17 protein-coding genes, 2 pseudogenes and 1 other annotated feature are annotated in these 17,305 nt (G+C 44.1%); of the genes and pseudogenes, 10 read left to right on the top strand and 9 right to left on the bottom strand.

Features of this window, described 5'->3' with window-relative positions:
• Nucleotides 1-86 precede the first annotated feature (86 nt).
• Nucleotides 87-320 (top strand): annotated as a pseudogene (locus BTA30_RS20470) (GNAT family N-acetyltransferase); the annotation flags it as partial.
• A gap of 13 nt (nucleotides 321-333) precedes the next feature.
• Here BTA30_RS20470 and tyrS read toward each other — a convergent pair.
• From tyrS to BTA30_RS20450, 4 genes are all read right to left on the bottom strand, one after another.
• Complete coding sequence (gene tyrS, locus BTA30_RS20465; protein ID WP_076763591.1) at nucleotides 334-1,584, bottom strand: tyrosine--tRNA ligase; 1,251 nt, start codon at nucleotides 1,582-1,584, stop codon at nucleotides 334-336.
• Nucleotides 1,585-1,629: 45 nt separating this feature from the next.
• Nucleotides 1,630-1,844, bottom strand: a binding site (T-box leader).
• Entirely contained in the window at nucleotides 1,839-2,285 is a 447-nt protein-coding gene (locus BTA30_RS20460) for a MarR family transcriptional regulator (RefSeq protein ID WP_094777369.1), read from the bottom strand. It overlaps the preceding feature by 6 nt.
• Before the next feature lie 198 nt (nucleotides 2,286-2,483).
• Nucleotides 2,484-3,050 (bottom strand): hypothetical protein, encoded by a 567-nt coding sequence (locus tag BTA30_RS20455; RefSeq protein ID WP_239693553.1) that lies wholly within the window; start codon nucleotides 3,048-3,050, stop codon nucleotides 2,484-2,486.
• Nucleotides 3,050-3,442: a hypothetical protein gene (locus tag BTA30_RS20450; protein ID WP_076763617.1), complete on the bottom strand. Its 393-nt coding sequence runs from the start codon at nucleotides 3,440-3,442 to the stop codon at nucleotides 3,050-3,052. Before BTA30_RS20450 ends, BTA30_RS20455 begins: the two co-directional genes overlap by 1 nt.
• Nucleotides 3,443-3,650: 208 nt before the next feature.
• On the opposite strand from BTA30_RS20450, the gene walM reads away from it, so the two are divergent.
• Together walM and BTA30_RS20440 are read left to right on the top strand one after the other, a co-directional pair.
• Nucleotides 3,651-4,031 (top strand): cell wall metabolism protein WalM, encoded by a 381-nt coding sequence (gene walM, locus BTA30_RS20445; RefSeq protein ID WP_076763586.1) that lies wholly within the window; start codon nucleotides 3,651-3,653, stop codon nucleotides 4,029-4,031.
• A 57-nt stretch (nucleotides 4,032-4,088) separates the two neighbouring features.
• On the top strand, nucleotides 4,089-5,120 hold the full coding sequence (locus BTA30_RS20440; protein WP_076763584.1) for a flagellar basal body-associated FliL family protein: 1,032 nt from the start codon (nucleotides 4,089-4,091) through the stop codon (nucleotides 5,118-5,120).
• Here the strand turns inward: BTA30_RS20440 and BTA30_RS20435 are convergent.
• The 3 genes and pseudogenes from BTA30_RS20435 to BTA30_RS23545 form a co-directional block, all read right to left on the bottom strand.
• Nucleotides 5,121-6,009: pseudogene (locus BTA30_RS20435) on the bottom strand (DUF4003 family protein).
• Between the two features lie 181 nt (nucleotides 6,010-6,190).
• Nucleotides 6,191-6,496 carry a small nuclear ribonucleoprotein gene (locus BTA30_RS20430; protein WP_076763582.1) on the bottom strand — a complete coding sequence of 102 codons (306 nt, stop codon included), beginning with the start codon at nucleotides 6,494-6,496 and terminating at the stop codon, nucleotides 6,191-6,193.
• A gap of 33 nt (nucleotides 6,497-6,529) precedes the next feature.
• A complete protein-coding gene (locus tag BTA30_RS23545) occupies nucleotides 6,530-6,820 on the bottom strand; it encodes a hypothetical protein (RefSeq protein ID WP_158027670.1) in 291 nt (96 codons plus the stop codon).
• A gap of 318 nt (nucleotides 6,821-7,138) precedes the next feature.
• On the opposite strand from BTA30_RS23545, the gene lepB reads away from it, so the two are divergent.
• Nucleotides 7,139-7,687 (top strand): signal peptidase I, encoded by a 549-nt coding sequence (lepB, locus tag BTA30_RS20420; protein ID WP_076763578.1) that lies wholly within the window; start codon nucleotides 7,139-7,141, stop codon nucleotides 7,685-7,687.
• A gap of 135 nt (nucleotides 7,688-7,822) precedes the next feature.
• Nucleotides 7,823-8,467, top strand: a complete 645-nt coding sequence (locus tag BTA30_RS20415; protein ID WP_076763576.1) for an SDR family oxidoreductase — start codon at nucleotides 7,823-7,825, stop codon at nucleotides 8,465-8,467.
• A gap of 32 nt (nucleotides 8,468-8,499) precedes the next feature.
• Here the strand turns inward: BTA30_RS20415 and BTA30_RS20410 are convergent, their stop codons facing one another.
• Entirely contained in the window at nucleotides 8,500-9,369 is an 870-nt protein-coding gene (locus BTA30_RS20410; RefSeq protein ID WP_076763573.1) for an effector binding domain-containing protein, read from the bottom strand.
• 108 nt (nucleotides 9,370-9,477) lie between these two features.
• A complete protein-coding gene (locus tag BTA30_RS20405) occupies nucleotides 9,478-11,019 on the bottom strand; it encodes a multicopper oxidase family protein (protein WP_076763571.1) in 1,542 nt (513 codons plus the stop codon).
• 398 nt (nucleotides 11,020-11,417) lie between these two features.
• Here BTA30_RS20405 and BTA30_RS20395 point away from each other — a divergent pair, with 398 nt between their 5' ends.
• The 5 genes from BTA30_RS20395 to BTA30_RS20375 all read left to right on the top strand — a co-directional run.
• Nucleotides 11,418-12,419, top strand: a complete 1,002-nt coding sequence (locus BTA30_RS20395) for an acyltransferase family protein (RefSeq protein WP_076763567.1) — start codon at nucleotides 11,418-11,420, stop codon at nucleotides 12,417-12,419.
• A gap of 295 nt (nucleotides 12,420-12,714) precedes the next feature.
• Nucleotides 12,715-13,590, top strand: a complete 876-nt coding sequence (locus tag BTA30_RS20390; RefSeq protein WP_076763566.1) for a cation diffusion facilitator family transporter — start codon at nucleotides 12,715-12,717, stop codon at nucleotides 13,588-13,590.
• A gap of 135 nt (nucleotides 13,591-13,725) precedes the next feature.
• On the top strand, nucleotides 13,726-14,688 hold the full coding sequence (locus tag BTA30_RS20385) for an AAA family ATPase (RefSeq protein WP_076763564.1): 963 nt from the start codon (nucleotides 13,726-13,728) through the stop codon (nucleotides 14,686-14,688).
• On the top strand, nucleotides 14,688-15,899 hold the full coding sequence (locus BTA30_RS20380; protein WP_076763562.1) for a DUF58 domain-containing protein: 1,212 nt from the start codon (nucleotides 14,688-14,690) through the stop codon (nucleotides 15,897-15,899). Before BTA30_RS20385 ends, BTA30_RS20380 begins: the two co-directional genes overlap by 1 nt.
• 2 nt (nucleotides 15,900-15,901) lie before the next feature.
• Nucleotides 15,902-17,305: transglutaminaseTgpA domain-containing protein (locus tag BTA30_RS20375; RefSeq protein WP_239695196.1), on the top strand; the 1,404-nt coding region annotated here is incomplete at its 3' end.

Raw genomic sequence — 17,305 nt, 5'->3', positions numbered from 1 at the left:
AAGAATAGCGGTGAATGAGGTAGAAAGTTCTTCCCTTAATGTATGGGAAGATGGAGGCGAGCCTGTTTCGATGGCGCAAAAGGTAAGACATGACCGTCAATCTTGTCTTTACACCGCCGGCTCACCGCAAAAAAGGGTATGCCTCATCATGTGTGGCGGCCCTCAGCCGGGCGCTGTTGGACGAAGGTTTCTCATTTTGCTGTTTATATACCAATCTGGACAATCCGACTTCTAATAAAATATATCAGGAGATCGGCTACCGGCCTGTGGCTGATGCTGTCGCATATGCTTTTTACGACAAACAGCCCCATCGAACATGATGAGGCTGCTTTTTTATTTGTCCATTTTCAATTTTACAAATTTCCGTTTGCCGATTTGAATGATCATACCATCTTGGACGGTCATATTCTCATGAATGGATTCGGCCTTTTTTCCATTGATTTTGACGCCGCCGTTTTGAATCATGCGGCGCGCTTCGCTTTTGGAAGGCAGGAGCTCGAGCGCTGCCAATAAATCGATTAACGGTATCGTCTCCCCGCCTTTCCAATGAACGTCCGTCATCTTGTCAGGGGCGCTTTTTTGCTGAAACACTTTTTTGAATTGCTGTTCGGCTGCTTCAGCCGCTGCGCTGCCATGATACATCCTGACTATCGTTTTCGCTAAAAGCATTTTGGCGTCTCTTGGGTGAACGGCTCCCGTTTCCAGCTCCTTCACAAGCTGTTTTTTGTCTTCAAGCTCTAAATCGGTGGCCAGGTGAATGTATGTTTTCATTAAACTGTCCGGCAGTGACATCGTTTTGCCGTACATTTCATTTGGATCTTCATCAATGCCGATATAATTGTTTTTTGATTTAGACATCTTTTCGACGCCGTCCAGCCCCTCAAGCAAAGGCATGAGAATGACAACTTGCTTTTCTTTCTTGTATTTTTCCTGAAAATGTCTGCCCATCAAAACATTAAAATGCTGATCAGTGCCGCCCAGTTCTATGTCGCTTTCAAGGACGACCGAATCATAGCCCTGCATTAAAGGGTAAAAGAATTCGTGAAGCGAGATCGGTTTTTGCATGGCGATTCTTTCTTCAAAATCATCCCGCTCCATCAGACGGGCAACCGTGATTTTCCCTGCCAGTTCAATCATATCTTCCAGTTTTAATTGTTTGAGCCACTTTGAATTGTAGTGGAGCTCCACCTTGTCTTGATCAAGCACTTTTCCAAACTGCTCAAAGTATGTCTTCGCATTGTGCTGAACTTCTTCGTCTGTCAGCTGCTTTCTTGCGGCAGACTTGCCTGTAGGATCGCCTATTTTTCCAGTGAAGTCTCCGATGAGAAGCTGTACGATATGGCCGTTCTCCTGGAATTGGCGCAGTTTATTCAAGACGACGGTGTGGCCTAAATGAACGTCGGGCGCTGATGGATCTAATCCGAGCTTGATTTTAAGGGGAGAGCCGGTCACAATCGATTTAGCCAGCTTTTCCCGTAATTCTTCCGGCGGAATGACTTCCTGGGCGCCGGACATATACAAACTAAGCTGTCTTTCTGCTTCCCGCTTCTGAGCGGGGGTGAGCTGGTCAAATATTTGTTGCATGGTAATTCCTCCTTTTTTTCGATAAATAAAAAGAGCCGCATCCCGATAAGGGACGTGGCTCATTGCACGCGGTACCACCCTGGTTGAAGATATCAATCTTCCGCTTATTCAGATAACGGTTTCCCGTTCTTTGCTACTTCAGGTTCACAAAGAAAGCTCAGGGAGGTAATTCACGTCTGCCTTTGCACCGGCTCACACCATCCGCCGGCTCTCTGGAACAGGGAGGCAGGTCCGCTACTCGTTCCCGTCGATGCTTATGTTGTATGAAGATTGTCAGCCGCTTTTCTAAGCAGCGCTGCCAATGTTTTCTGCTCCTCATTTGTCATGCCTGCAATCAGCTTCGTTTCCCCTTTATAGAATTCCGGATAAAGCTCTTCGATCGCGGCTTTTCCTTCAGCTGTAATCGTGACGAACACGAGCCGGCGGTCTCTTGGGTCAACGCTTTTTGAACAGAAGTTCTTTTTCTCAAGCGTTTTGATGACATTGCTCGCAGTGGCTGTTGAAATGCCTGACAGCTCGGCGAGCCTTCTCGTTTCAAGCCGTCCCCACACCCATAAATCGTAAAGAATGGAGAAAGCCGTCCAAGACAATTTGTATGAGGAAAGGACTTCTGTCTCCATTTTGACGCGAAGCCTTTGAGCTGAGCGATATAGATTGGTGGCGATCGATATTGCCTCCAAATTGAGGGAATCGATCGGCATCTGTTTCAGCTTTTTGAGCGTATCCCGTTCTTCCTGGCGAAGATGGGAACCTTGAATCAATCTGTCCAAATTAAAGCCCGCCTTTTTATTGTCAGAATCATTAGCTATGAAATGAATTTTAACAGAGCGGTGTGGTCTATGCAAGCCTCTTTTCGATGGACAACACAAAAAAGCCGGCAGCTTTGGCGGCTGCCAACGTTATTGCTTAACCAGCTGCTTATGCAGCAGTTTAATATGATCTCCTTTTTTGACGCTGTCATATTGCTTTTTCGATACGAGCACGGCCTGCTCTTTGCCGGTTTGATCCTCAATCAGAAGCCAGTATCTTTTTTCCTTTGGTTCTATGAGTTCTTTCTCTTTGATCTCTGCGGTGTGGAGCATCTTTTTTTGTTCAGCGGTATATCCGCTTCCATGAAAGATCATCCAGTATGGGAAGTAATAATTAAAGAATGATGTACCCGCCGGATTTTGGTTCAGCGTTTGCTTGACGCTGCCTTTGTAAAGTGCGTTGGAAGGCAATGTCCGCTGCATGGCGCTTGACATATTGCTTCTGTTCGAATACCGTCTGTTTGCAGCCTGTTTCATATAGCTGCGAACGCTCTTATTGACCGAACCTGCGCGTGTTTTTGCAGAGCTTCCGCCGCTTGAGCTTGAAGCCTTAGTTCCTGATGATCCTTTGCTGGTGACTGCCTCTGCCTGAATGCCCGATAACGTTGTCAACATGGTTAAGACGATCAGCAGGATGAAAGGCGCATTTTTCTTCATCACTTATCATCACTGCTCTTTTGTTCGATTTTGTCCTTCACAACGCCTTCCAGCGGCTCCTGGTCATATTTGATGTATGGCGGACGGTAGATAAACGCTTCATCGCCCCGGATTTTAATGTATGGCTGTTCGATATCTTCAACATTTTCTACATATTTTTTGAATGTCTCTGTCTTTTGTTTCCCTTTCGCCATATATGAGGCTTTTAATAATGGCGCCTTGTCGGATTCGCTGTCATTCAGATAATCAAACCATACGAGATCATATTTTTTGATCGATTTGTCCTTTGCCACTTCCTGTGAACGGTCTAAGCCGCCGCCGGAGCATCCTGAAATGATAAGAGCGGAGAGAACGGCGATCATGCTTAAAGAAAATAGTTTTTGTTTTTTCATCAAGATCATCCTCTTCATTCCATATTCCTCTTTATATACGGCCAATCCAATGAATCGTGTCATTTTTTTATGATTGTTGCAGGTGGTTAACCAAAAATCCAGTGTCATATTTGCATCTCAAACGTAAAGAAACTGTAAAATACCAATTCTATGAAAAAAGTTATAATCTGAATGTCAGAAAAAAATCCCAGTCATGGAGGATGTTTTTATGAAGAAGATATTGTTTTCTGTTTTCGTTTTAGCGAGCAGCCTGATGGCGGCATTCAGCTTCACCGGTGAAGCAAGCGCTAAAACAAAAAAAGTCAGCGGATATATCACTTGGTACAATGGAGTGGGAAAAATCGGCGCTGACGGAAAAAGGCTCGGCCATTGGGATTGTGCCACAAAAATCGGCTTTGATGTTCCGCGAAAAGGCACAAAAATAAGAGCCCGCTCAAAAGCGAAACCAAAAAAAGTCATTACCGTATATAAATACGATGTCGGCAGAATGCCGGGAGCTGTTTTGGATGTAAGCCCGAAAGCTTTTAGAGCTTTAGGCTATCCGACAAGCAAAGGCAAGGTCGCCGGACACTATACTTATAAAAAATAGTTGAAATGGAGCAAGAAAAATTGTTTTCTTGCTTCTTTCTATTGGCGGGGTCAGAATATGAAGAAAAAATTGATGATCATTCTACTGACGGGGGTTATTTTAGCTGCAGGGGCCTTCACTGCTGTTTATTTTTCCTCTCCGAAAAAAACGGAAACGGCAACAACCGGCAGCTCAGATCTGCTTGTTTCGATAACGGATCAAAAGCTGATGACGGCTTATTATGAAAATCAGAAGAAGCTCTATCAAGAAAAAATGACGGATTACCCGGCGATGGCGCTGGACCGGAAAAATCAATTTCTTTATTATACGAATACAGACAGCGGCAATCAGAAGCATTTGATCAGGCTGAACTTGAAGTCAGGCGAAAAAACGACGCTGTACTCAGGCGATGAATATATCGACGGGCTTAGTCTATCCAATGACGGTTCAAAGCTTTACATGCGCTACAATCTTTCATCTGAAAGAAATTTTCATCTCGCATCATTTGATTTGAGGAAAAGTGAGTTTACCATCCTTTTTCCCACACCGAACAACAAGGATGAAAGCGTCAGCTACTATCTATATAACCAGAACAACGGCCGGTTTGTTCTGCTTCATTATTCAGTTGAAGAAGACTATCAAAAAACCGATGAGGCAAATAATAAAGGGATTCCGCCCGAACCGACGAATATGCGCATTTCTCTAGCGGATGAAAAAGGGGTTCAAAACATCAAGACGATCGCGAAATTTATAAATGATGTCGGTTTATCGCCCGACGGCGGGACGATCCTTTTCACAGAATCGGATGACGACAGAGAAAAAACGTCGATATATGCGATGGATACTGCAACAAAAAAATATAAAACAATCATATCGGATCAACAGGCATTCAAACTGATCGATTCAGCTCAGCCGCAATTCTCGAAAGACGGGAAGAAAATCTTTTTTCTTGCAGAAGGAAAAGATGCGAAGCTCCTTGAAGATGAAACGGGAAGCGAAGCTAAGGTCAGAACGATTTACTCTTATGATATGAAAACAAAAAAAGTGACAAAAGAATGGGAGAAACCAAACGGGATCATCAATGGTTTCACNNTTGCCGGCTGTTTTTGATCATGAGCCGCTTGTTTGCGATGCTGCCGCCGTGCTGGTGATGACGGCGATCGCCGCAGTCTGCTGAGCTTGAATGACGGCTTCAAGCGCATGATAAAGTCCGCCTTCAAGGAGGGCGGGATCATCCGTTTTTTCACTTATGAATAAGTTAACGGCTGTTTTCAGATTCATGTCTTTATGCCATCGAAACATCTTGTCGCTGTTTAATCCTTGTGCGGCTTCCATGATGGCGCCTATTTCCATCGCGCCATTTTCGAGTAATGCAAGCATTCCGATTTCGGGATAGTGGGGCGGTTTTGGCTTTTTATACTGTTTTGTAAACTCCTCGAAAATGCGGATTGAACGCATGATGAACAGATCTGGATCTTGATCAGGCAAAAGCGAAAGAATAGCTGAGAAACTGAAGATCATTTCCTTTGCGAAATCCAGCTTGAGCGAGTCTTTCGTAAAATGTTTCGATGCCATCGATCAGTTTGTCTGTTTCCAGTGCAGATTCGGCCAGAAGCACGGCGAGCGGATAGTCAGCGGCAGATGTTAAAAAGGCGTGCTTGTCCTTCATACCTTTATGGATCGCCAGTGACTTGCCGATTTTTGCGTGAGCTTCATCTTCGCCGGGCTGTTTTGACAAGAGAATAAGTGCGGACAGATAGGTGAAAATATTTTTTTTGAAACCGTGCTTGACCATCTTTTCATAAAGGGCTAAAAAAGGTTTGATATGCTGTTTGGGCTCTTCAAAACGCAAATCAAACATGGCGGCAAAAGTATAGCGGTTCCCTGATCTTAAAGGTGAAAACACGCCGGCTGCCTGCTTGATGTTGTCGCTTATATCCAGAAACCGCGGCATATCAAAGGACCGGCGTCCTGTGGTGTACATGGAAGAGATTATCATCAATGTCCGCTGATCTGCGAATTTCCACTTTAATTCGTTCTTTAATTCAGAATAAATGGCTTTATATTGATCCAAACGCTGCTCTAGTTTGATTGACGGCATCAGATATCCCTTCCTTCGTCGTTTTCATTGCTTTATTTTACGAATCAGGAAGAAAGAAGTTTCACAAACCGCTTTAGGCTTAGTAATATGGGAAAGGGTATAAGGCGGTTATGAATATAAACGGAAAAGTCCTTCTTCTAAACCGCCTGAATCGTCTTCGCGGATAGCCGTATCCGCTGTAGTAAAATTGTCTTTCTTCCATCACGTCTTCAGGTACAAGAACAGATGCCTCCTCACGGCTTGCCTCTTCAAGAATGCCGTGAACGGAACGGCCGTCCTTCATTTTCAAAACGATATGGAAATGCATATATTTGCGGCATAGATCGTGCAGGGATCTTTGGTGGTCATGGGGCATAGAGGCAGGAACATCTTTCGGAAGACTCATGTTTTCATCTCCTTTTAGATGTATGATATTCACCTATAGGTTTTTTGTTCCAAAAGGACAAAATTGAAAAAGCAGGCTTGCGGCCCGCATCAAAATGTAAAAGCCGATTATCATGTATGAATCGGCTTTTAGCAATGACAAGTCAGCATTTCTTTCTGCGGCATTTGAAGCGGTCGTCATCATCTGAATGGCACTTTCTTGGTCTGCATTTGAACCGGTCCTCATCATCGGAACGGTATGTTTTTTTTGAAGAGCGCTCTTCAGCCTTTGTGTTTCTCTCTCTTTGCCGCTCGGGACTGTATGGATCATAATTGTCGTAATCATCTTCGTAAACGGACATTCCTGTCAATCACCGCCTTGGTTGGGATATGATAATGTATTATGGCTGGAATGATTTTGCCTGTGCATTTATAATGATTTGGTCTTTTATCATGATGAGATCTGAAGTCCATAAACTGACAGCATTCAACATTGCAAATAAAGGATTTTCTGATTAAACCGCTAATAAATATATGTATCAAAACCATTTTTTAACGAACGGCGCCTTTTTAAGACTCCGTCATAAGCATTTAGGCGTACGGACTGGTATGATATGAGAGAAGTAGAATTGCTGATGCGAATCAGAAACGAAGGAGAGTACTTATGAAAAATAGTAGAAAAAAAGAAATTTTATCATGGGTGAAAACTCTTGTCATTGCTGCAGCCATCGTTTTCATTTGCCGTTATTTTCTGTTTACCCCGTCCACCGTTTTGGGAGATTCGATGTATCCGACTCTAGAAGACGGAAACATGGTGATGGTCAGCAAAATCAGCGATATTCAGCGTTTTGATAAAATTATTTTTCACGCTCCGGATGCTGACGAAAACTATGTGAAAAGAGTAATCGGCCTCCCGGGAGATACGATCGAAATGAAGGACGATGTTCTTTATGTTAACGGGAAAGCTTATGATGAGCCATATTTAAAGAAAAATAAACAAAAGCTGACGATTTATGAACACTTAACGAATAATTTTACCCTGAAAAATATAACGGGGAAAGAAAAAGTGCCGAAAGACCGTTTGTTTGTCATGGGAGACAATCGCCAAAACAGCAGAGACAGCCGCTTTTTCGGATTTATTTCCGAGGATTCCATTGTCGGCAAGGTTGAATTTCGCTATTTCCCATTCAATGAAATCGGCGGCATTGAATAGGATAGGAGAAGACTTCTCATCATATGAGTGAGGGGTCTTTTTTTCGTTAAAGCATCCGTATGAGCCGCTGTTTGAAGAATGATTCGCACAATGAAATAATAAACAGGAGAAACGAATGGAAAGGAGTACGGTCATATGAAAGTGTTCATCGTGGGTGCAAACGGACAGATTGGCCGCTTCCTGACAAAATGGCTGTCAGAAAGCAGTGACCATCAAGTCAGAGCGATGGTCAGAAATGAAGAACAGGCTGAGGCCTTGAAACAGACGGGAATCGAAACCGCTCTCGCCAATTTAGAAGGGATGGTGGAAAACATAGCCGAAGCGGCAAAAGGCTGCGACGCGATTGTCTTTACTGCCGGATCTGGCGGGAAAACCGGTGATGACAAAACGTTATTGGTTGATCTTGACGGAGCGGCTAAAACGATTGAAGCCGCAGAAAAAGCAGGCATCAAACGTTTTATTATGATCAGCACCTTGCAGGCCCACCGTCGGGAAAATTGGAATGAAGCGCTAAAACCTTATTATGTTGCCAAACATTATGCAGATAGAATACTTGAAGACAGCGATTTGACATATACGATCATCCGCCCGGGAGGCCTTTTAAATGAACCGGGCACAGGCAAAGTCAAAGCCGCCGAAAACCTGGAGAGCAGAATGATTCCACGTGAAGACGTAGCCAAAACCGCAGCAGCGGTGCTGACTGAAGAGCATACATTCCGCCGTTCATTTGATCTGACTTCCGGAGATACGGCGATTGCTGAGGCGATCAAAACGATTTAAAAACACAGCCTGGAACCATTGGTTCCAGGTCTTTAGAGAATGGGGATGTAGACTTTCATTCTCATATCTTGCGGATATGAAGAATTGCAGACATCGGTCACTTCAAAATCAGGTCCTTCTTTTCTTTCATAATTGGAATTCGGAAGCCATGTTCCATAGATGTATCTTCGCGTATTTTGCACTGACTCTGATGGTCCTTTCACATCAAAAATCGCGTATTTTCCTTCAGGAATTTTAAAATAAACCAATGGCTCAGGGATTTCCTTTACGGGTTCTTGAATGGCTTCCCCGATGATAAATGAGAATTCTCCTTCATCTTGAAAGTTGCATGAAATGCCATATGACATGCTCGGTGCTGCTTTATTTGGAATTTTCAAGTAATATTCATGCTTTCCGAAATTAAAGTAGAATCCTGGGATGTCTTGGAAATATGTTTCATTGTTTAAGTTTGTACGATATTCATAACCGATAATATGTATCGCATCTAGATGCGTGATGTTTGGTTTCGCCATCGTTAGCTCTCCTTTTATTTTGTTTTTGTAATCGAGAAAATTCATTTTAGCTTGATGGTCCAGCCCGATCTTTGTCTTGCGGTATTTAGCCGGAGTGATCCCATAGCATTGAGAGAATGCTCTGCTGAATGCTTCCTGGGAACTGTATTGGAAATCAATTGCAATATCGAGAATGGTCCGGTTTGTTTCCTTCAGGGCAACTGCTGCCTCGGACAAACGTCTGTTGCGGATGTATTTTTGTACGGAAAAACCGGAAACCGCTTGGAAAAGCCTTTGAAAATGAAACGGCGAAAAACATGACTTTGCAGCAATATCAGTGATTTTCAACTCATTTCGCAAGTTTTCTTCAATAAAATGAACAGCGCTTTGGATTCTTTCATAATAGTCCATCATCACACACAGCCTTTACCTTTTTATTATCTTTATTGTACAAGATGGAAAGCGGATTTTTTTGATGATTTGTGCTATTTTAAAAAGCCTCCGGAATGGGAGGCTTTTTTATTGGGTTCGAAAACCCTTGACTTCAAGAGGCCGCATCATATCGTAATCTTCATGCTCCAATATGTGGCAATGCCATACATATCTTCCGCTGTATGGACTGAAGGTGGCGATGATGCGGGTAACGGTTCCCGGCGGGACCTTTACGGTATCCTTGAGGCCTTTTTCGTTCGGGGCGGGAGGAACAGCGGGCCCCGTAAACACCAGCTCTCCGTTCTCCTGATAGCGGGCTGTATCAAACGGCCGATGGTCAAGGATGAAAAATTGAACGAGGTGTAAGTGAATGGGGTGTATCCCTCGGCCGGCATTCACGATGGACCAAATCTCAGTGCTGCCAAGCGCCGGGGTCTCTGTCACAGGCTCATGCCATTTTGTATTGTTTAAAAGAAGAACGGGTCTTCCATATTGGTCTTGTGACGCGCCCAATGTCAAATGTCTGATGGCATCAACCTTGTTCTTTCTGAAAAAAGGCCGTCTTCTCAGGATTTTTGGTATTGAAGCCGTATCTTTTTGCTTTAATGGTTTTGTGACGCGGAATTGCATAATATCTCCATCGGTTTCCGGATCTGCATCCTGTCCGCCGCAGCCGATTCGATTTTTCAGGTTCATTGTTTTTCCTTCAGCATCTGAAAAATCGATGATGATGTCACATCTTTCAGCCGGAGCGATCGTCAAAGCCTGGACTTTTGCCGGGTGCTGAAGAAGGCCGCCATCCGTCCCAATTTGATGAAACAAATGACCAGAATCGAAATACAGTTCATATATTCTTGTGTTGGAAGCGTTTAGAATACGAAAACGGTATTTTCTCGGCTCGATTTCTGCATAAGGCCACACCTTGCCGTTGACTAAAATGGCATCCCCGCAAAAAGCCGGAACAATCGACGGATCGGGAAGGCTGGGAGAAGGGTTGCGAGGCTGGCGCGGATAATACAAAGAACCGTCCTCATGAAACGACTTATCCTGGATTAACAGGGGAATTTCATATTCTCCTTTCGGCAGGTTTAATGATCGTTCCTCCCGATCGCGAATGAAATATAAACCGACAAGACCGGCATATACATTCAGCCTTGTGATCGCCATGGCATGGTCATGGTACCAAAGGGCGGTTGCATCCTGGTGATTGGGATATTCATATACCTCTTTTTCGAAAAAAGGTCCTGTTTCTTTATAGTCTCTTGTATACCAGGCTTCAGGATAGCCATCGCTGTCAGCCGGAGTATTCCCGCCGTGTAGATGAACGACCGTTTTAACCTCATGCATATGGTGGCCGTCATCATGAATCGTATGGTCGATGGGAAGGAAATGATGGTGTGGAAGCTTGTTCATCCATTTGACTTCGACCCTTTCATTTTTGTTCACTTCAAATGTCGGTCCGGGATAGCTTCCATTATATCCGTAAAGCCGTGTCGGCGGCAGGTCGCGGTGAAGCTGCTGGTGAAACTCTTCCATTTTCACTTCATAATACGTTTTGGACTTGCTTTTTGTATGAGGTTTGAGCACTTTTGGAATCGGCAGACGATCAACAAACTTTTCAAGCTTCATGTTTCACCTATCCTCTTTTGATCTAATCAAACGATTAGTACATTATAAGACGGGATTCATTATTAGGTTCCTGCCGAGGGAGGAAAAAAGTGCAGCCCCCGTCTGTCCATCCTGTGTTGTCCCGGCTTTCTATCCGCATGCAGTTCAAAAAGCCCATTTTCTCCTTATCAAAAACAGTCTGCAAAATCCACTCTGTATAGAAAACGAAAAATGCGTCGAAAATGCCATAAAAAAAGCTGATGATTACAAAAAGATGAACAGAGTATTTCTAAATGATTAAAAATGGTCTGGAAGGCGATTTTTAGAGGTGTGACAGTGGAGATCATGCATTTTGTGATGGTACATTATGTGTGACCTGCTTGCTTAGCGGGGAAGCGGCCTGAAAGGAGATGCCTGTGATGCGGAAAAGGATCGATTGGATTGATGCGTCAAAAGGTTTGGGAATTATTTTGGTTGTCTTAGGCCATACACCGACAACGGATTGGCTGAAAACGTTCATCTTTTCTTTTCATATGCCGCTGTTTTTCTTTTTATCAGGGATTGTCTATCATGATGCAAATATGACGTTTAAGTCGTTCCTCTATAAAAAAATGAAGACGCTCCTTTTGCCTTACTTCATATTTTCAGTGCTGGCCTATTTATTCTGGTTTTTAGTCGAGAGGCATTTCCAGTTCAGCGGCAGTTCGGATGTCGATCCTGTTGTTCCATTTAAAGGGATTTTTTATTCCATACCCGACAACTATATGCTGACACACAATCCGGCGCTTTGGTTTTTAACATGCTTATTTATCGTGGAAATCCTTTTTTTCTGTATGAAAAAATGGCTGAAGGACCGCTTTATTGTCTATTCCGTCATGTTGTCCGCCGCCTTGGGTTATTTTAATGATCAGTATCTCGAAGTCAAACTTCCATGGAATATCGAAGTAGCATTGACTGCAATCGTTTTTTATTCGGCCGGCTTTTTTCTGAGGCACAGTTTGAAAAAACTTAGGCATCGAAAAACAGTGCTGCTTTCGCTCCTATTTTTCATCCTTGTCGGCTATTTGCAAAGCCGGAATGTCAGAGTGGACATGAGAGCCAATGAATACGGCAGCATGGCGCTCTTTTATATCACGTCATTTTTGGGGACGGCCGGAGCAGTTTTCACTAGTTTTAAACTGGAAAATGTGAAGCTGCTTCAATTTCTCGGCAAAAACTCGCTAATCATCCTTGTTCTCCATTATCCGGTGATCAGAATATTAAAAGCCGTTATTTACTATTTCATGGATATATCTCTTGATGAGACGTACGGCTCTCTATTATGGAGCGGTATGTACACGGCATTGACATTGCTGATCATGGTTCCGTGCATCTTTATTTTGAATCGGTATCCGGTTTTGCTTGGGAGAAGAAGGTGCTGAAAAAGCCTTGCAGAAGAAATTTCTCTGCAAGGTTTTGATTTTCCAAAGAAAAAATATTCAGAATAAAATGGGGCGGCGCGCCTTTTTCCATAATCAAGGAAAGCTGGATTTTTGCAAAACCCTTATCGGAAGCCGTTTTATTAGGGTTTGACCTTGTTGAAATTTGTTTCCTTCAATAAAAAAAGTTCTATACTGACTATAATTCTGCAAGAAGTGAATCATGTTTCTATAGACTCACTCAAGTTTTGCTTTGTATGATTAAAAGCGAAAACACGGATGGGAAAGGAAGCTTTTTATGGAACGGTATGACGAATTGAAAAAAGGAGAAACCGGGGCGTGGGTCAGCATCATCGCTTACCTCGTGTTGTCAGCTGTTAAGCTGATCATCGGCTATGCTTTTCATTCGGAGGCCCTCAGGGCGGACGGGCTGAACAATACGACGGACATTATCGCCTCTTTAGCGGTGCTGATCGGCCTCAGGATTTCACAAAAGCCGCCTGATGAAGACCATCCGTACGGACATTTTCGCGCTGAGACGATTGCCTCGCTCGTTGCATCGTTTATCATGATGGTTGTCGGACTTGAAGTGCTGTACAACTCAGGCGAGACGCTGTTTAATCCGAGAGAGACAACACCAGATATGATCGCGGCTTGGACGGCGGCAGGAAGTGCAGTCGTGATGTTTTTGGTGTTCTTCTATAATAAAAGGCTGGCTAAAAAGGTAAACAGCCATGCCCTTTATGCCGCCGCCGCCGATAACAAATCAGATGCGTTTGTCAGCATCGGAACGTTCGCAGGCATTGTCGCTTCACAATTTAATCTTGCCTGGGTCGATACCGCTGCGGCTTTTATCATCGGGTTAATCATCTGCAAAACCGCATGGAATATCTTTAAGGAAGCTGCGCATTCCTTGACGGACGGCTTTGACATCAAACATATATCAGCCTATAAGGAAACAATTCAAAAAGTACCAGGCGTAGGCCGGATCAAGGATGTGAAAGCGCGGTATTTGGGAAGCGCCGTCCACGTTGAAATCATTGTCGAGGTCAGTTCCGACCTGAACATTTCTGAAAGCCATGATATCGCTGATGAAATTGAAAAAAGGATGCATGATGAACATTCGATCGTTCATTCTCATGTTCATATAGAGCCTTGCAAAGTTGAAAAATAGCCTTTTCTATTTTAGAAAAAGCTATTTTTTTTAGATTGGAAAAAAAGTCTTTATTTCGGTTAGTTGTTTTCTTCGGGAACATCGTATATGGTAAAGTTAGATAAATTCGAATCGTCAGCAATGAGGAGGAAGAGGATGGCTTACCAAGAAACACTGCACCCTGTTTTGGGAAAAGTAGCCGATAATATTGATAAAGTAATGGTAGGAAAGAAAGATATAGCCGTTTTGAGTCTGACTGCCATTCTTGCAAACGGGCACGTCCTTTTGGAAGATGTTCCCGGTGTCGGGAAGACCATGATGGTCCGTACTTTGGCTAAATCAACCGGTGCCGAATTTAAAAGAATCCAATTCACACCTGACTTACTGCCTTCAGATGTAACAGGGGTTTCCATATATAATCCGAAAACATTGGAGTTTGAATATCGTTCAGGCCCGATTATGGGGGATATCGTATTGGCTGATGAAATCAACCGTACATCGCCGAAAACCCAATCGGCTCTTCTGGAAGCGATGGAAGAAGGCAGTGTGACGGTGGACGGTGTGACAATGCCGCTTACAAAGCCTTTCTTTGTCATGGCGACTCAAAACCCTGTTGAGTATGAAGGAACATATCCGCTGCCGGAAGCCCAGCTTGACCGCTTTTTATTTAAGCTTCGCATGGGCTACCCCACAGTCCGGGAAGAGCTTCAGGTGCTCGATCTTCAGGAGAATCGCCGCCCGCTTGAAGAGATTGAACCTGTGATTGCCAAGGAGGAGCTCGCCGCTTTTCAAAAAGAGGTTCAAAAGGTATATGTGGATTCCTCGATTAAAGAATACATTGTCGGCATCACCCAAAAAACAAGGAACCATTCTTCCGTATATCTGGGTGTCAGCCCGCGCGGCTCAATCGCATTAATGAAGGCAGCGCAGGCGTTTGCTTTTTTGCATAACCGCGACTATGTCATCCCGGATGATATTCAATATTTGGCGCCCTTTACACTTCCGCACAGAATGATTTTAAGGTCGGAGGCGAGGTTTGAAGGGAATCGGCCTGAGACGATCCTTCAGGATATCATGTCTAAAACAGAAGTTCCTGTTGGAAGGCCGTTGAGCAAATAATGAGAGAGCGCATCGGTCTTTTTATGTACGGATGGAGGCTGTTTGTATTATTTCTTCTGTCCGCCGCAACGTTCAGCTATGCTATGTTTCAGGGGGGATTTGTCAGCTGGTTTTTGTTCTTCGCTTTTCTTCCTTTCGTTTTGTATGCCTTTATGTTTGCTTTTTACCCGCTAACAAAAATAACGGCGGAGCGCCAGCTCACTAGGAAGCAGTTGAAAGCCGGCGGTCAGTTGAATGCCGTCATCACTATAAAACGAAAATTTCCGTTTCCGCTCATGTTTATGATTGTCGAGGATTGCCTGCCTGATTCGCTCCTGAAAAACGGGAATCAGGATGGGGCCAAGCAGTTTCTTTTTCCTTGGTTTCAAAAGGAGATCCGGATGGCTTATACATTGGATTCAGTCCCGAGGGGAGATCACCGTTTGACAGCGGTCAGAATACGCACCGGTGATCCGCTCGGCCTGCTTGAGAAGGAATTTTATTTAGAGCTGGAATCGTCTTTCTTTGTTTTGCCCTCCTATCAAGAGATCGCATATCATGCGAAGTCTGGAAGCTTTGACGATCAATCAGGGCATGTCTCCGATCTTCAGCGGAAAGACAGCACATTGGCGTCAGGCATCAGGGAGTATCAGCCCGGCGACCGTTTTGCTTGGGTGGACTGGAAGACATCAGCCCGGCGGAATCAGCTGATGACAAAGGAATTTGAACAAACGAAAGGGCATGACTTGCTGATCTTTATGGACCAATCTCCATCAGAGGCATTTGAAGACATCGTTACGTTTACCGCTTCAATCGCTCGTGCAGCTCTGCGAACCGGGACTAATACAGGACTGGTTTCCAGCGGGAAAGAACGAGCCGTGTTTCCGGCACGGCACGGAGAAGATCATCTGGGAAAAATGTTTCGCTATTTGGCGATTGTCGATTGCGATGCTGCTTATCCGTTTTACAAATTGCTTGAAAGCGAGTTAAACCTCCCTGATATGAGGAAGGCGATGAAATATGTTGTGACAAGCCGTATCACCATCGAATTAACACAGGCTTTGTCTCATGTATCGAGAGAAAATCCCCCTGTCGTATTTTTGGTAAAGGAAAAGGGCGGTGCGCTTTCACATGAAGAGAATGCGGCCGTTGAGCATCTAAATACGCGGGGAATTGAAGTGGCTGTCGTTTTTGACGGGCGCTTTTCCCAGTTTTTTGCGAAGGCGAGGTGAAAATGATGAGATCCGGGGGACAATACAGACGGCTCGGTTTGCTGCTTTTTTACGTATTAACCTTTTTGCTGTTATGGGAATGGCTTCGTCCTTTGCAGTATTTTACAGATACGGGGCATACCTACTTTTTTATCTTTTTTATTGCCCTTGTTTTTTCGCTGACATTTTTCAGGGTTCCTTGGTTTATCAGGTTTCCGCTCAGCCTTGGTTTCATTTTGTTTGCCCTCCATTGGATTTTTTATGATGGGTCTGTATTTTCTGCTTCGTGGCTTGCGCTGCTTCTTCAAGATATCAGCCAAAATCTATCCTATATCTTTTCCGGTATGTGGCGGGATATGTCGCCGTTGTTTCGGACGCTTCTCTTTTATGTCCTGCTTTGGCTGCTTGTTTATCTGCTGCATTATTGGGTGATCTACCAGCGCAGAATTCTCTTCTTTTTTATCATGACCGTCGTTTATATTACGGTTATCGACACGTTTACGCCATTTGACGCGTCATATGCGATCGTCCGGATTGTTCTGTTCGGCTTTCTCTTGCTGGGGATGCTGTATTTGGAACGAATGAGAGAGGGAGAGGGATTCAAATCCTCCAAAAAGCTGTTTGCTAAATGGTTTGCCCCTTTAGTGCTGATGACGGCCGCTGCAATCTTCATTGGAGCGGCAGCGCCAAAGACCGATCCGGTTTGGCCAGATCCGGTTCCTTTCATCAAAACGGCTGCAAATGGGGATTTTGCTTCGTCAGGTAACAGCAAAGTCGGCTATGGCACAAATGATGAGTCATTGGGCGGACCATTTTCAGAAGATGATTCTTGGGTATTTACATGGCAGGGAAAGGAAAGAAGCTATTTCAGAGCCGAAACGAAAAGCCATTATACAGGAAGAGGCTGGATTGAAGATGAGAAAGCGGGAACATCCATCCAGCTGAAAGATGATCAGCTTGATTATAAATGGTATGAAGAAAGTGTGAGAACAGAGACGCGCAAAGTGATCATCGATATGGAGCCGTCGTACCGGTATAACCATGTTCTTTATCCGATCGGGACGACTAAAATCACTTTAAACAACTTTTTTGCTCCGCTTCACATGAACTCAAATACGGAGAAAATTGTGCCGGCCGGGAAAACGGGAACGGATATTCAGAATCTCGAAAGCTATTCATTAAGCTATGAATCTCCTGTTTTTGATGTGGACGAACTGAAAAAAATCAGCATTGATTCTGAGGAAGCTTGGAGCAAAAGCCATGAAAAATACCTCCAGCTTCCAGACTCCCTCCCGGAACGCGTCAGAAAACTCGCCCGTGATTTAACGAAGGATCAAGATAATATGTATGACAAAGCAAAAGCGATTGAAGACTATCTTGGTTCTTCCGATTTTTCGTATGACACAAAAGATGTTGCCGTACCTAAA

Origin of the sequence: Bacillus swezeyi (assembly GCF_001969815.1) — a bacterium.
Taxonomy (GTDB): Bacteria; Bacillota; Bacilli; order Bacillales; family Bacillaceae; genus Bacillus; species Bacillus swezeyi.
This window is presented reverse-complemented; position numbering and strand designations above follow the sequence as displayed.

What these genes read in the sequence shown, in the direction of transcription:
- tyrS (WP_076763591.1), bottom strand. Translation starts at nt 1,584, where the DNA reads ATGCAACAAATATTTGACCAGCTCACCCCCGCTCAGAAGCGGGAAGCA.
- BTA30_RS20460 (WP_094777369.1), bottom strand. Translation starts at nt 2,285, where the DNA reads ATGCCGATCGATTCCCTCAATTTGGAGGCAATATCGATCGCCACCAAT.
- BTA30_RS20455 (WP_239693553.1), bottom strand. Translation starts at nt 3,050, where the DNA reads ATGAAGAAAAATGCGCCTTTCATCCTGCTGATCGTCTTAACCATGTTG.
- BTA30_RS20450 (WP_076763617.1), bottom strand. Translation starts at nt 3,442, where the DNA reads ATGAAAAAACAAAAACTATTTTCTTTAAGCATGATCGCCGTTCTCTCC.
- walM (WP_076763586.1), top strand. Translation starts at nt 3,651, where the DNA reads ATGAAGAAGATATTGTTTTCTGTTTTCGTTTTAGCGAGCAGCCTGATG.
- BTA30_RS20430 (WP_076763582.1), bottom strand. Translation starts at nt 6,496, where the DNA reads ATGAGTCTTCCGAAAGATGTTCCTGCCTCTATGCCCCATGACCACCAA.
- BTA30_RS23545 (WP_158027670.1), bottom strand. Translation starts at nt 6,820, where the DNA reads ATGATTACGACAATTATGATCCATACAGTCCCGAGCGGCAAAGAGAGA.
- lepB (WP_076763578.1), top strand. Translation starts at nt 7,139, where the DNA reads ATGAAAAATAGTAGAAAAAAAGAAATTTTATCATGGGTGAAAACTCTT.
- BTA30_RS20415 (WP_076763576.1), top strand. Translation starts at nt 7,823, where the DNA reads ATGAAAGTGTTCATCGTGGGTGCAAACGGACAGATTGGCCGCTTCCTG.
- BTA30_RS20410 (WP_076763573.1), bottom strand. Translation starts at nt 9,369, where the DNA reads ATGGACTATTATGAAAGAATCCAAAGCGCTGTTCATTTTATTGAAGAA.
- BTA30_RS20405 (WP_076763571.1), bottom strand. Translation starts at nt 11,019, where the DNA reads ATGAAGCTTGAAAAGTTTGTTGATCGTCTGCCGATTCCAAAAGTGCTC.
- BTA30_RS20395 (WP_076763567.1), top strand. Translation starts at nt 11,418, where the DNA reads ATGCGGAAAAGGATCGATTGGATTGATGCGTCAAAAGGTTTGGGAATT.
- BTA30_RS20390 (WP_076763566.1), top strand. Translation starts at nt 12,715, where the DNA reads ATGGAACGGTATGACGAATTGAAAAAAGGAGAAACCGGGGCGTGGGTC.
- BTA30_RS20385 (WP_076763564.1), top strand. Translation starts at nt 13,726, where the DNA reads ATGGCTTACCAAGAAACACTGCACCCTGTTTTGGGAAAAGTAGCCGAT.
- BTA30_RS20380 (WP_076763562.1), top strand. Translation starts at nt 14,688, where the DNA reads ATGAGAGAGCGCATCGGTCTTTTTATGTACGGATGGAGGCTGTTTGTA.